The organism is Curtobacterium pomorum (assembly GCF_044497295.1).
Taxonomy (GTDB): Bacteria; Actinomycetota; Actinomycetes; order Actinomycetales; family Microbacteriaceae; genus Curtobacterium.
This window is the reverse complement of record NZ_CP172409.1, coordinates 709,421-721,943: the sequence shown is the minus strand read 5'-3', so window position 1 is coordinate 721,943 and position 12,523 is coordinate 709,421. Positions and strand designations below refer to the sequence as shown.

Here is a 12,523-nt window from a genome sequence, read left to right as displayed (position 1 = left end):
CGCTCAGACCCCGAGCAGCTCCGCGACCTCGAGCCAGCGTTCCTCGAGCTGTTCGATCTCGGCCTCGTGCGCCGCGAGCTTCGCCTGCAGCTCCCCGAGCCCGGCGTAGTCCGACTGGTCGTGGGTCGCGAACTGGTCGAGCAGCTTCTTCCGGTCCGCGCCGACCTTCGCGATCTTGCGGTCGAGCGCCGACATCTCCTTCTCGGCCGTCCGACGCTCCGCGCCCGACAAGCCCGAGGCGGCCGCAGCCGACGTGCCGGAACCGGCCGGTGCACTGGACTCGGCCACGGCACCGGCCGAGCCGGTCCCACCAGCGGTGTCGGGCCTCCCGGCAGACGCGGCGGCAGCCGCAGAAGCGGTCCCGCCACCGGTGCCGGCCGCACGGAGCCGCATGTACTCGTCGACGCCGCCGGGCAGGTGTCGCAGGTGCCCGCCGAGCACGGCGTACTGCTGGTCGGTGACGCGCTCGAGCAGGTACCGGTCGTGGGAGACGACCAGCAGCGTGCCCGGCCAGGTGTCGAGCAGGTCCTCCATGGCCGCGAGCATGTCGGTATCGAGGTCGTTGGTGGGCTCGTCGAGGATCAGCACGTTCGGCTCGTCGAGCAGGATGAGCATGAGCTGCAGGCGGCGCTTCTGCCCACCGGACAGGTCCTTGACCGGCGTGGAGAGCTGCTCGGCCGTGAAGCCGAGGCGCTCGAGCAGCTGTGCCGGCGTCATCTCCTTGCCGTCGGCGACGTAGCTCGTCTTCTTGCGGGCGACGACCTCGCGCACCCGGTCGTTCGCAAACTGCGCCAGGTCGGCGAGCTGCTGGTCGAGGATCGCGACCTGCACGGTCTTGCCGGTCTTCACCCGGCCGCTCGTCGGCGCGAGCGTGCCCGAGACGAGGTTGAGCAGCGTCGACTTGCCGGCACCGTTCGGGCCGAGGATGCCGGTCCGCTCCCCCGGTGCGATGCGCCACTCGATGCGGTCCAGGATCTGGGTGCCGTCGAACGAGACGCTGACGTCGAGCAGGTCGACGACGTCCTTGCCGAGGCGGGCGGTCGCCGTCTTCGCCAACGCGACCGTGTCGCGGATCGGCGGGACGTCGTCGATCAGGGCGTTCGCCGCATCGATGCGGAACTTCGGCTTGCTCGTCCGGGCCGGTGCGCCGCGGCGCAGCCACGCGAGCTCCTTGCGGGCCAGGTTCTGGCGGCGCTGCTCGCTGGCGGCTGCCTGCCGGTCGCGCTCGACGCGCTGCAGGATGTACGCCGCGTAGCCGCCCTCGAACGGGTCGACGACGCCGTCGTGGACCTCCCACGTGTCGGTCGACACCGCGTCGAGGAACCACCGGTCGTGCGTCACGACAACCATGCCGCCCTGGTTCGACGACCAGCGACGGTTGATGTGCTCGGCGAGCCACTGGATGCCCTCGACGTCCAGGTGGTTCGTGGGCTCGTCGAGGAACAGGACGTCCCAGTCACCGACGAGCAGCCGGGCGAGTGCGACGCGGCGTCGCTGGCCACCGGACAGCTCGTCGACGCTGACGTCCCACGGGATGTCCGACACCAGGCCGCCGATGACGTCGCGGATCTTCGGGTCGCCGGCCCACTCGTGCTCCTCGAGGTCACCGACGACGGTGCTGCCGACGGTCGCACCCTCGGGGAGGATGTCGCGCTGGTCCAGGTAGCCGACCGTCAGCCCGCGGCGGTGCGTGACGCGGCCGTCGTCGGGTTCGAGACGCTGGGACAGCAGTGCGAGCAGGGTCGACTTGCCGTCACCGTTGCGGCCGACCACGCCGATCCGGTCCCCCTCGTCGATGCCGAGGGTGACGTTGTCGAAGACGACCTTGGTGGGGAACTCGAGATGCAGGTTCTCGGCGCCGAGGAGATGTGCCACGCGTCAAGGGTAGGCGGCGTGGCGGGGTGGTCGGTGCGGGGTGGGTGGTTGGGGTGTTTGGCTGGGGCCGGGCGGGGCCGGGCGGGGCCGGGCGCACGGTGCTCGCTTGTTCGAGTGGTGCGAGGTTGCCCGCTCGGTGCGAGGTTGTAGCGGCGCACGGGGCGCGCAACCTCGCACCAGTCGACGGACCGCGCACGGTGCGCCGGCGCGTCAGCCGGGAGGCCCGGGTCAGCTCCCCGAGGCCGGTTCGGCTCCGGCGGTCGGGTACGTCAGCTCGCGGGTGCGGCGTCGCCTTCGCCCGCAGCTTCCTTCGCGCGCTTCAGGCGGGCCTGCGCCTCCCAGTACTCGATCTCGCGCTCGAGCTCGGCGAGCTCCTGCTCCGTGCTGGTCACGCGCTTCGCGCCGTGGGCACTGCGGGCGTCGCCGAGGGTGGCGTACCGGTCCTCGTGGCGGGCGGGCTCGATGTAGCGGCCGTGGTTCCGTTCGCCCGGTGCCCAGTCGTGGCCGATGGCGAACCAGACGATGCTGCCGACGACGGGGACGAGGATCACGAGGATCACCCACGCGATCTTCGGCAGGCCGCGGATCTGGTCGTCGTTCTTCGTCAGGATGTCGATCAGGGCGAACACCAGCAGGATGACGGTGATCCCGGGCAGCAAGACGCTCATGTTCGCGATTCTATGGATCCGCTTGGAGTCTCACCATGCCCCGAACGAGCGTCGCGGTTGCGAAGGTGCACAGGGTCGGCGTCGGCGCGCTCGGTGCTCACGATGTCGGTGACGCAGCGAGGTACCGCTGGGCGAGCATTGCCGAGCGGGTGGTCCACACGAACTGGACAGCCGCGACCAGGACTCCGACGAGGTAGAGCGGCCAGAAGGTCACCCCTGAGACGGCGAGCGCCGTCCAGACCACCAGCTGTCCGGCGAGCATCGGGAGACCGTCGCCGCTCGCCAGGTCGGTCGCGACGGCGTCGACCACGATCCGTCGATCCGCCGGCGCCTCCGTCTTGCCCGTCGCTGCCCGGGACACCGCACGCTGCTCGCGCTGCAGCAACGACGCGAGCACCTGGACACGCACGACGGCGAGGCCCGCACGGCGTCGGAACCGGACGGCCCGGATGACCTCTGCGACGAAGACGAGGACCGCGATGCCGGCTCCGATGGCGGAGAGCGTCAGCCGTGCGTCGGAGCCCGGGGACAGTGTGAAGCTGATGACGACCAGGAGCGCCAACGTCAGGGCGACAGCCAGCACGAACCCGCGGATGGGCAGGACGCGGTGATTCCGCGGCTGCGCGAGGAATGCCCGCGCCCGGGTCTCCGCGTCGGCCCACCGCTGGTCGGCAGCTGTCTGCGTCTCGGTCACCGGTGCGACCCAACCACCCCTACCTGAGCATCCATCACAGGGCGGCGACCCACTCGTCCGTCCCGTCGGCGAACCGCTGGTGCTTCCAGATCGGCACGCGCTCCTTCACCAGGTCGACCAGGGCACCGCACGCGGCGAACGCCTGCGCCCGGTGTGACGACGACACCGCTGCGGCGAGCGCGACGTCACCGATGCCGAGCGACCCGACGCGGTGCAGCACGGCGATCCGGACGTCGGGGTGGGCGTCGGCGACGGTGCGGGCGACCTCGGCGATGACGTCGCCGGCGCTGGGGTGTCGTTCGTAGTCGAGCGCGGTGACGCCCTTGCCTCCGTCGTGGTCGCGGACGACGCCGGCGAAGGTGACGACGGCGCCGTCCTGGTCGGTGGCGACGACGGCCGAGACCTCGTCGACGGTGATCCCCCGGTCGACGACGTCGGCGAGGACGACGCGCGCATCCGGTGCCGGGGCCGACGAGGCGGTCACGACGCACTCCGCGGCGCGTGGCCCTCGCCGTGCACCTGCGCGAGCACGTGCTCGACCAGCCCGTCGAGTACGGCCAGTCCGTCCGCGACGCCGCCGCGGGACCCGGGCAGGGTGACGATCAGGGATCCACCGGTGCTGATGCCGGCGATGCCGCGGCTGAGCAGTGCGGTCGGACCGGCTCCGGCGAGGCCCCGACGACGGACCTCTTCGAGGATGCCCGGCAGCTCGAGGTCGATGAGGGGCGCGACGGCCTCGGGCGTCCGGTCGGTCGGGGTGACGCCGGTGCCCCCGGTCGTGATGACGATCCGGGCTCCGGCGAGCAGCTCCGCGGTCACGGTCTCGGTGATGGCCCCGCCGTCAGGGACGATCACGGGCTCGGCGACGGTGAAGTCCCGCTCGCGCAGCCACCCCGCGATGACGGGCCCGGTGCGGTCGAGTGCGGGGTCGGCGGCGGCCTGCGTGGACACCACCACGACGGCGGCACGGCCCCTGGTCGGCTGCGAGGTCATCGGTTGCTCCAGTCCCCGGAGCGCCCGCCGTGCTTCTCGAGCACCCGGACGTCCGTGATCGAGGCCGCTCGGTCGACGGCCTTCACCATGTCGTACACGGTCAGTGCGGCGACGCTCGCGCCGGTCAGCGCTTCCATCTCGACGCCGGTCCGCGACGTCGTGCGCACCGAGACCTCGATCAGCACTCGGTCGTCGGCACCGGTGATGTCGACCTGCACGCCGGCGATGGGCAGCGGGTGGCAGAGCGGGATGAGGTCGGACGTCTTCTTCACCGCCATGATCGCGGCGATGCGGGCGGTCCCGATGACCTCGCCCTTCGGCAGGGAGCCGTCGAGGATGCGGGCCACGACGTCGGGCCGGGTGACGAGCGTGGCGGTGGCGGTCGCCGAGCGGTCGGTGACGTCCTTCGCGGACACGTCGACCATGTGCGCGGACCCGTCAGCGCGCACGTGCGACAGGTCGGCCTGCTCGGCAGCGTCGGACGGATCGGCCGCGTCGGACGGATCAGACACGCCGGACGTGTCGACGGGATCGGTCATCGGAGACTCCAGACGGTCAGGACGTCACCGGGTTCGACGGCGTCGACCCCCACCGGGACGTGGACGAGGTGCGTGGCGGCCGCGTAGTGCGCGAGCAGGTGGGAACTCGGTCCACCCACGAAGTGGACGACCCCGTCGGCCACCCGACCGCGTCGCACCTGGTGCTTGCCACCCGGTGACTTCGCAGCCGTGGCCGCGGGCAGGTGCAGCACGGGGCGGTCGGCCGGCAGTCCGACGAGGGGCGCGAGCACCGGACGGAGAAAGACCTCGAACGAGACGAGCGCGGAGACGGGGTTGCCCGGGAACGAGACCACGGGCACCGGTCGACCGGCGAGCACCACGCTGCCGAACGCCTGCGGCCCGCCGGGCTGCATCGCGACCGGGGTGACGGCGAGCCCGCGGGGTTCGAGTGCCTGCCGGACGACCTCGTACGCGCCCGCACTGATCCCCCCGGTGGTGAGCACGAGGTCGGCCCACTCCCCCACGGCGTCGTCGAGCTCGGTGACGAACGCGTCGACGTCGTCGGGGACCCGGACCGCGCGGGACGAAGCCCCGACCTCGGCGAGCGCCGCTCGCAGTGCGATGCCGTTCGCGTCGCCGATCGTCGCCGCGTCGGCGTCGGCGCCCTGCAGTTCGGACCCGGTCGACACGACGAGGACCCGCAGCGGGCGCCGGACCTGCACGGTGGACACTCCGGCGGACGCGAGCGCGCCGAGCAGGGCCGGGGTGATCGGCGCACCAGTCGGAGCGATGGACGCACCGATGGCCAGGTCGCTGCCGGTCGCTCGCACGAAGGTGCCCGGCACGAGGTCAGCGGGCACCGTGACGTGCCCCAGGTCGAGCGCGGCCGGGAAGGACCCCGGCGACGTGGCCTCCACCGGGAAGACCGCATCGGCGCCGTCAGGGATCCGCGCACCGGTCATGATCGGTGCCGCTGTGCCGACGGAGAGCGGCGTGGGCACGACCCCGGCCGGGATCGGTGCGACGACCTGAACGTCCTGCCCGGCATCGGCCACCCGGACCGCGAACCCGTCCATCTGGCTGTTGTCGAACGGCGGCAACGGGACCGGCGAGGCGACGGGCGCAGCGAGTACGCGGTGCCCGTGACCGGCGCGGCCGTCGACGGCCAGGTCGTCGATCCGCCACGACGCAGCTCCGAGGCCCGCCACCACCGGCGCGAGCAACGCCGCCAGGTCGTTGCGGTGCTGACCGATCGTTCGCACAGGTGCCTCCGAACAGGGATGGTGTCGCCGCTCCCGGTTCGTCCGGGGCCGGCGTCAGTAGCGTATCCAGCGCGCAGACCGCGCCGACGACCTTTCGGAGGACCTGTGGAGAACGACGAAGCCGTGACGATCGGTGTCATCGGGGGCTCCGGCCTCTACCAGCTGTTCGAGGAGGGCACCGCCGAGGAACTGGACGTGCCGACGCCGTTCGGCCCGACGTCGAGCCCGATCAGCATCGGCATGATGTCCGGCCGTCGGGTCGCCTTCCTCACCCGGCACGGTCGTGCGCACTCCGTCGCCCCGCACCGCATCAACCACCGCGCCAACGTCTGGGCGCTCCGCTCCCTGGGAGTCCGGGCGATCGTGTCCTCGAGCGCCGTCGGTGGCCTGCACCCCGACTACGCCCCCGGCACCTTCGTCGTGACCGACCAGCTCATCGACCGCACCTTCGGCCGTGCGGACACGTTCTTCGAGGACGACGTCCAGCACCTGTCGTTCGCCGACCCCTTCGACCCCACGCTGCGGCGCGCGGCCGTCGAGGCGATCGCCGCACTCGACGTGCCGTTCCGTCCGACCGGCACGTGCGTCGTCATCCAGGGCCCGCGGTTCTCGACCCGCGCCGAGTCCGTCTGGCTCCGCCAGGCCGGCGGCCACACCATCAACATGACGATGACGCCCGAGGTCCCGCTCGCCGCCGAACTCGGCATCGCCACGGTCAACCTGTCGTTCGTCACCGACGCCGACGCCGGCCTGGCCCCGACCGAGGACGAGGCCGCAGCCGCAGCCAGCGGCGCCGACGTCGACGACGCCGGGGCCGTGGTCACCCACGCCCTCGTCATGGAACGCCTCGCCCGCGCCAACGAGGTGATCGTCCGCGCCATCGGCCAGATCGTCGCCGCGATCCCCGCCGACTTCACCCCGCGTGAACTCGTCCCGACCAGCGCGAGCGCCAGCATCATGCAGGCCCAGCCGACAGGCGCCAGCATCACGCAGGCCCAGCCTACAGGCGCCAGCATCACGCAGGTCCAGCCCACCACGGGCCCCACCGCATGAGCCGCCTCCTCGTCACCGGCGGCGCCGGATTCATCGGCTCCGCGATCGTCCGCCGCGCCCTGGCCGACGGCCACGAGGTCCGCGTCCTCGACTCCCTCCGCGACGACGTCCACGGCGATCCCGGCGAAGTCGTCCGAGCCCACCAGCAGCAGGGCATCGCGTTCGTGCACGGCGACGTCCGCGACCGGGTCTCGCTCGACGCCGCGCTCGACGACGTCGACGTCGTCTGCCACCAGGCCGCCAAGGTCGGCCTCGGCGTCGACTTCCAGGACGCCCCCGACTACGTCTCGTCGAACGACGCCGGGACCGCTCACGTCCTCGCCGGCATGGACCGGCACGACATCGGCCGGCTCGTCGTCGCGAGTTCGATGGTCGTCTACGGCGAGGGTTCGTACACGACGTCCGACGGCGAGCCCGTCCGGCCGCCGGCCCGTCGCCGCGAGGACCTCGACGCCGGCCGCTTCGACCCGATCGGCCCGGACGGCCACCCCCTGCTGCCCGGACTGATCGACGAGTCCGCCGCGCTCGACCCCCGCAACGTGTACGCGCAGACGAAGGTCGCACAGGAGCACCTGGCCTCGAGCTGGGCCCGCGCGACGGGCGGCCGGGCGATCGCGCTCCGCTACCACAACGTGTACGGACCCGGCATGCCCGCGAACACCCCCTACGCCGGTGTCGCCTCACTGTTCCGCTCGGCGCTGGCCCGCGGCGAGGCGCCCCGCGTGTTCGAGGACGGCGCCCAGCGCCGGGACTTCGTGCACGTCGACGACGTCGCCGGGGCGAACGCCGCCTCGATCGCCGCGACCGCCGACCTGCCCGCCGACTCGTTCCGCGCGTACAACGTCGGGTCCGGCGTCGTGCACACGATCGGCGACATGGCCGCGGCGATCGCCGGCCCCGACGGCCCGCAGCCGGTCGTCACGGGCGAGTACCGCCTGGGCGACGTCCGCCACGTCACGGCGAGTTCGGACCGCATCGCCGCCGAGCTCGGCTGGCGCGCCGAGGTCGACTTCGTGGCCGGCATGCGCGACTTCGCGACCGCTCCGCTCCGGAGTGCCGTCCGGTAGCCCGACTTCGTGAGCAGGAATGGTCGGGTCGCCGGACGCGACCCGACCATTTCTGCTCACGAAGCACGCCTGTCCCCCGTTCTGGGGACCGCGCCCGGAAACAGCGCGCTGACTGACCAGCGGGTACAGGTTTCCTGTACCCCGCCGCGCGTCGTCGTGTTACGTCGAGTGCATGACAGGACAGACCCGTCGTTCTGACGAACGGCACCGAATGACGGACATGAGTGTCGACGTCATCCTCCCGTGCCTCGACGAGGCCGATGCCCTGCCGAAGGTGATCGCACGCCTGCCGGAGGGCTACCGCGCGATCGTGGTGGACAACGGCTCGACCGACGGCTCCGCCGACGTCGCGCGCGCCCACGGCGCCCTCGTCGTCACGGAACCGGTGAAGGGCTTCGGCTCCGCCTGCGCCGCCGGCGTCCGTGCGGCCACCGCGGACTTCGTCGCCTTCTGCGACGCCGACGCGTCGATGGACCCCGCCGAACTGCCGCCGCTCGTCGACCGCGTCGCCAGCGGCCGCGTCGACCTGGCGCTGGGCCGGCGCGTCCCGACCGGCAAGGGCGCCTGGGCGCCGCACGCCCGGTTCGCGAACCGCGTCCTCGCCGTCCTCATGCACCGTGCGACCGGCTACCGGCTGCGCGACCTCGGTCCGATGCGCGTGATGCGTCGTGAGGACCTCGTCTCCCTCGACCTGCAGGACCGCCGCAGCGGCTACCCGCTCGAGATGGTCCTGGCCGCGCACGCGGCCGGCTGGCGCGTCGACGAGTCCGACATCGGCTACGCGCAGCGCATCGGCGACAGCAAGGTGACCGGCACGCTCCGCGGCACGGTCAACGCGGTCCGCGACATGACCCGCCTGTTGCGTGCGTACCGCCGGGAGGCCCGTGTCCGGGTCGTCGCACCGGCGTCCGTCCGTCACGTGGCCGGCTCCACCGCCCCGACCGGTTCCGCGGCACGGCCCGACTCCGCACCCGTCACCGCCTCGGCTGAGGGGACGCGCGCATGACCGCCGGCATCACCGTGGCCGTGGTCGCGAAGGAGTGCCTGCCCGGCAAGGTGAAGACCCGGCTGACCCCGGCGCTCTCCCCCGAGGGTGCCGCCCGTGTCGCGTCCGCGAGCCTCGCCGACACGCTGTCGACCGTGCGCGCCCTGCCCGCCGAGCGCCGCGTCCTGTTCTTCGACGGCGACGTCGTGCCGGAGTCGGCCGACGGCTTCGACGTCCTCCACCAGCCCGGCGGCGGTCTCGACGAGCGCCTCGGCTTCCTGTTCGACGCGATCGACAGACCGTTGCTGCTCGTCGGCATGGACACCCCGCAGGTGTCGGCCGACGACCTGGCCCCGGTGTTCGACCAGCCGGAACGCGGCGCCTGGTTCGGCCCCGCCGAGGACGGCGGCTTCTGGTCGCTCTACCTGCACGACCCGACCGGTGACCTGCTGCGCGGCGTCCCGATGTCCCAGGACGACACCGGTGCGGTCCAGCTCGCACGCCTCACCGACGCCGGCCTCGACGTCGGCATCCTCGGCGAACTGCTCGACGTGGACACCGTGCCCGACGCGGAGCGGGTCGCCGAGATCGCGCCGGAGTCCGGCTTCACCCAGGCACTCCGTGCCGAGACCGTGGGGAGTCTGTAGATGACCATGCACGCACCCGTCTCCTTCGGCGCCGGCGGCGGCGAGCCGTACGCCAGGGCCCTGCGCTCGGACGGACGGCTCCGGCTGACCGACCCGGACCGCCCCGACGTCGTGACGACGATGGACGTCAGCCGCTGGAGCGCCGCGGCCGACCGCGTCGACCGCTCGCTGCTCGACGACGCCGACGGCCCCGTGATCGACATCGGCTGCGGCCCCGGTCGGATGCTCGTGGCCGCGCGCAACCGCGGCATCCCCGCACTCGGCGTGGACGTCTCCGCCGAGGCCGTGGCGATCGCCCAGCGATCCGGCGGCACCGCGATCCAGGGGTCGGTGTTCGACGCCGTCCCCGACGAGGGGCACTGGGACACCGCCCTGGTCATCGACGGCAACATCGGCATCGGCGGCGACCCCGCCGCGCTGCTGGAGCGCTGCGGCGAGATCGTCCGCACCGGCGGCCGGGTCATCGTCGAGACGAACCCCGACCCCCTCGCCGACCGCGTGTACACCGCCCGCGTGGTGGACACCGACGGCCACGAGAGCGCCGGGTTCCCCTGGGCCGAGGTCGGGCTCGACGCGCTGCACCGGCACGCGGCGGACGCGGGCCTCGTGGCGCGGCAGAGCTGGACGGTCGCGGGCCGGAGCTTCTGCGAGCTCTTGGCCTGATCGCGCACGTTCGTGCACTTGTTTTGCATGATGCAAGACAGTCACGTACGGTGGTGTCTCCAGCCGACGGCGTCAGGGTCGTCGGACCGGCGATCCTCGATGCCGCCACCACATCGAGGAGACCACCATGACGAACAGCACCTTCCCGTTCGGCGGCACCTTCGTGTCCGGGCTCGGCGGACGTGACGAGCGCGGGACCTTCACGGGCACCCGCGCCACCGACTCGGTCGGCACCTACACGGGCGCGCCGATCACCGGGCGCCTCGGGCGCTTCACCGACACGCAGCGGTCGCGTCCCGGCACCTGGACCGCGTCGACCCGCACCGCCACGGGCTCGTTCCGGACGGCGACGGGCTCGTTCCGCACCGCCTGACCCCCACTGGCGGACACGGCCCGGTCCGCGCTCTGCGGCCCGGGCTGTGCGCCGGCCGGACGTCTCCGGGTGCGCGATGCCAGGATGGACCCATGAACGACCGCGCCGGCACCCCCGCGACCGCAGACGACCTCGTCGACATCGACGCGCTCGTCGCCGCCTACTACGACCGTGTGCCCGATGTCTCCGTCGCCGAGCAGCAGGTCGTGTTCGGGACCTCCGGACACCGCGGCTCCTCGCTCGACTCCGCCTTCAACGACACCCACATCGCCGCGATCACGCAGGCGATCGTCGAGTACCGGCAGTCGCAGGGCACCGACGGCCCGCTCTTCATCGGGCGCGACACCCACGCGCTGTCCGGCCCCGCCGAGCGCACCGCACTCGAGGTCCTCGCCGCCAACGGCGTGCACGTGCTGGCCGACAGCGACAACGGCTACGTGCCGACCCCCGCGCTGAGCCACGCGATCATTCGCTACAACCGCGCCGGCAACCCCGACACCGCGGACGGCATCGTCATCACGCCGAGCCACAACCCGCCCCGCGACGGCGGCTTCAAGTACAACCCGCCGCACGGCGGACCGGCCGACAGCGACGCCACGAGCTGGATCGCGAACCGGGCGAACGCGATCATCGAGGGCGGCAACGCCGAGGTGCAGCGCACCGAGCACGCCACCCCCGACCGCTACGACTTCCTGCACACCTACGTCGCCGACCTCGAGAACATCATCGACATCGCCGCGATCAAGCGTGCCGGGGTGAAGATCGGCGCCGACCCGCTCGGTGGCGCCTCGCTCCCCTACTGGAACCTCATCCGCGACCACTACGGCCTCGACCTGACCGTCGTGAACCCGGACGTCGACCCGACCTGGTCGTTCATGACGCTCGACTGGGACGGCAAGATCCGGATGGACCCTTCGAGCCCGTCGGCGATGGCCTCGGTCCTGGCGCACAAGGACGAGTTCGACGTCCTGACCGGCAACGACGCCGACTCCGACCGGCACGGCATCGTCACGCCCGACGGCGGCCTGATGAACCCGAACCACTACCTCGCCGTCGCGATCGAGTACCTCTACGCACACCGTCCGGCCTGGCGCGACGACGCCGCCATCGGCAAGACCCTGGTGTCGTCGAGCATCATCGACCGCGTCGCGGAGTCGCTCGGCCGCCGCCTGTGGGAGGTCCCGGTCGGCTTCAAGTGGTTCGTGCCCGGCCTGATCGACGGTTCCGTCGCCTTCGGTGGCGAGGAGTCCGCGGGAGCGTCGTTCCTGCGCACCGACGGCACCGCGTGGACGACCGACAAGGACGGCATCATCCTGGCGCTCCTGGCGTCCGAGATCGTCGCCGTCACCGGCAAGACCCCCTCGCAGCTGTACACCGAACTGACCGAGCGCTTCGGCGACCCGGTCTACCAGCGCGTCGACGCCGCCGCCACGAAGGAGCAGAAGGCCCGCCTGTCGAAGCTCGACGGCGAGGCCATCACGGCGGAGACCCTGGCCGGCGACCCGATCACGGCCAAGCTGTCGAAGGCCCCCGGCAACGACGCTGCCGTCGGCGGCGTCAAGGTCGTGACGGACAAGGCGTGGTTCGCCGCACGGCCGTCCGGCACCGAGGACGTCTACAAGATCTACGCCGAGAGCTTCGTCGGGCAGGAGCACCTGGAGCAGGTGCAGCGCGAGGCCAAGGAGATCGTGGACGCCGCGCTCGGCGCCTAGCCGACCACCCGAGCGACCCGCACTGGCGGCG

The 12,523-nt window shown here is 72.3% G+C and carries 14 protein-coding genes; 7 read left to right on the top strand and 7 right to left on the bottom strand.

Features of this window, described 5'->3' with window-relative positions; all coding sequences use genetic code 11:
* Positions 1–3 precede the first annotated feature (3 nt).
* The 7 genes from ACGH48_RS03495 to glp form a co-directional block, all read right to left on the bottom strand.
* Positions 4–1,875, bottom strand: a complete 1,872-nt coding sequence (locus tag ACGH48_RS03495; RefSeq protein WP_396290204.1) for an ABC-F family ATP-binding cassette domain-containing protein — start codon at positions 1,873–1,875, stop codon at positions 4–6.
* Positions 1,876–2,144: 269 nt separating this feature from the next.
* The gene (locus tag ACGH48_RS03490; protein WP_340197865.1) at positions 2,145–2,543 is read right to left on the bottom strand and encodes a PLDc N-terminal domain-containing protein; all 399 of its coding nucleotides are present in this window, start codon (positions 2,541–2,543) and stop codon (positions 2,145–2,147) included.
* Positions 2,544–2,640: 97 nt separating this feature from the next.
* Complete coding sequence (locus tag ACGH48_RS03485) at positions 2,641–3,237, bottom strand: hypothetical protein (protein ID WP_340197866.1); 597 nt, start codon at positions 3,235–3,237, stop codon at positions 2,641–2,643.
* A gap of 34 nt (positions 3,238–3,271) precedes the next feature.
* Positions 3,272–3,721, bottom strand: coding sequence for a molybdenum cofactor biosynthesis protein MoaE (locus ACGH48_RS03480; protein ID WP_396290203.1), 450 nt, complete (start codon positions 3,719–3,721; stop codon positions 3,272–3,274).
* Entirely contained in the window at positions 3,718–4,230 is a 513-nt protein-coding gene (locus tag ACGH48_RS03475) for a molybdenum cofactor biosynthesis protein B (protein WP_222659601.1), read from the bottom strand. Before ACGH48_RS03475 ends, ACGH48_RS03480 begins: the two co-directional genes overlap by 4 nt.
* A complete protein-coding gene (gene moaC, locus ACGH48_RS03470; protein WP_395871085.1) occupies positions 4,227–4,769 on the bottom strand; it encodes a cyclic pyranopterin monophosphate synthase MoaC in 543 nt (180 codons plus the stop codon). Before moaC ends, ACGH48_RS03475 begins: the two co-directional genes overlap by 4 nt.
* On the bottom strand, positions 4,766–5,992 hold the full coding sequence (glp, locus tag ACGH48_RS03465; protein WP_340197867.1) for a gephyrin-like molybdotransferase Glp: 1,227 nt from the start codon (positions 5,990–5,992) through the stop codon (positions 4,766–4,768). The genes moaC and glp overlap by 4 nt, the downstream gene beginning before the upstream one ends.
* Before the next feature lie 105 nt (positions 5,993–6,097).
* Here glp and ACGH48_RS03460 point away from each other — a divergent pair, with 105 nt between their 5' ends.
* The 7 genes from ACGH48_RS03460 (at position 6,098) to pgm (ending at position 12,492) form a co-directional block, all read left to right on the top strand.
* A complete protein-coding gene (locus tag ACGH48_RS03460; RefSeq protein ID WP_340197868.1) occupies positions 6,098–7,045 on the top strand; it encodes an MTAP family purine nucleoside phosphorylase in 948 nt (315 codons plus the stop codon).
* Positions 7,042–8,112 (top strand): NAD-dependent epimerase/dehydratase family protein, encoded by a 1,071-nt coding sequence (locus ACGH48_RS03455; RefSeq protein ID WP_396290202.1) that lies wholly within the window; start codon positions 7,042–7,044, stop codon positions 8,110–8,112. Before ACGH48_RS03460 ends, ACGH48_RS03455 begins: the two co-directional genes overlap by 4 nt.
* 211 nt (positions 8,113–8,323) lie before the next feature.
* Entirely contained in the window at positions 8,324–9,118 is a 795-nt protein-coding gene (locus ACGH48_RS03450) for a glycosyltransferase family 2 protein (protein ID WP_396290201.1), read from the top strand.
* Positions 9,115–9,744: a DUF2064 domain-containing protein gene (locus ACGH48_RS03445; protein WP_396290200.1), complete on the top strand. Its 630-nt coding sequence runs from the start codon at positions 9,115–9,117 to the stop codon at positions 9,742–9,744. The genes ACGH48_RS03450 and ACGH48_RS03445 overlap by 4 nt, the downstream gene beginning before the upstream one ends.
* Positions 9,745–10,407 carry a class I SAM-dependent methyltransferase gene (locus tag ACGH48_RS03440; protein ID WP_123310160.1) on the top strand — a complete coding sequence of 221 codons (663 nt, stop codon included), beginning with the start codon at positions 9,745–9,747 and terminating at the stop codon, positions 10,405–10,407.
* A gap of 127 nt (positions 10,408–10,534) precedes the next feature.
* Positions 10,535–10,780, top strand: coding sequence for a hypothetical protein (locus ACGH48_RS03435; RefSeq protein ID WP_123310162.1), 246 nt, complete (start codon positions 10,535–10,537; stop codon positions 10,778–10,780).
* A 92-nt stretch (positions 10,781–10,872) separates the two neighbouring features.
* On the top strand, positions 10,873–12,492 hold the full coding sequence (gene pgm, locus ACGH48_RS03430; RefSeq protein ID WP_340197873.1) for a phosphoglucomutase (alpha-D-glucose-1,6-bisphosphate-dependent): 1,620 nt from the start codon (positions 10,873–10,875) through the stop codon (positions 12,490–12,492).
* The last annotated feature ends 31 nt before the right edge of the window (positions 12,493–12,523 follow it).

What these genes read in the sequence shown, in the direction of transcription:
- ACGH48_RS03490 (WP_340197865.1), bottom strand. Translation starts at nt 2,543, where the DNA reads ATGAGCGTCTTGCTGCCCGGGATCACCGTCATCCTGCTGGTGTTCGCC.
- ACGH48_RS03475 (WP_222659601.1), bottom strand. Translation starts at nt 4,230, where the DNA reads ATGACCTCGCAGCCGACCAGGGGCCGTGCCGCCGTCGTGGTGGTGTCC.
- moaC (WP_395871085.1), bottom strand. Translation starts at nt 4,769, where the DNA reads ATGACCGATCCCGTCGACACGTCCGGCGTGTCTGATCCGTCCGACGCG.
- ACGH48_RS03455 (WP_396290202.1), top strand. Translation starts at nt 7,042, where the DNA reads ATGAGCCGCCTCCTCGTCACCGGCGGCGCCGGATTCATCGGCTCCGCG.
- ACGH48_RS03450 (WP_396290201.1), top strand. Translation starts at nt 8,324, where the DNA reads ATGACGGACATGAGTGTCGACGTCATCCTCCCGTGCCTCGACGAGGCC.
- ACGH48_RS03445 (WP_396290200.1), top strand. Translation starts at nt 9,115, where the DNA reads ATGACCGCCGGCATCACCGTGGCCGTGGTCGCGAAGGAGTGCCTGCCC.
- ACGH48_RS03440 (WP_123310160.1), top strand. Translation starts at nt 9,745, where the DNA reads ATGACCATGCACGCACCCGTCTCCTTCGGCGCCGGCGGCGGCGAGCCG.
- ACGH48_RS03435 (WP_123310162.1), top strand. Translation starts at nt 10,535, where the DNA reads ATGACGAACAGCACCTTCCCGTTCGGCGGCACCTTCGTGTCCGGGCTC.
- pgm (WP_340197873.1), top strand. Translation starts at nt 10,873, where the DNA reads ATGAACGACCGCGCCGGCACCCCCGCGACCGCAGACGACCTCGTCGAC.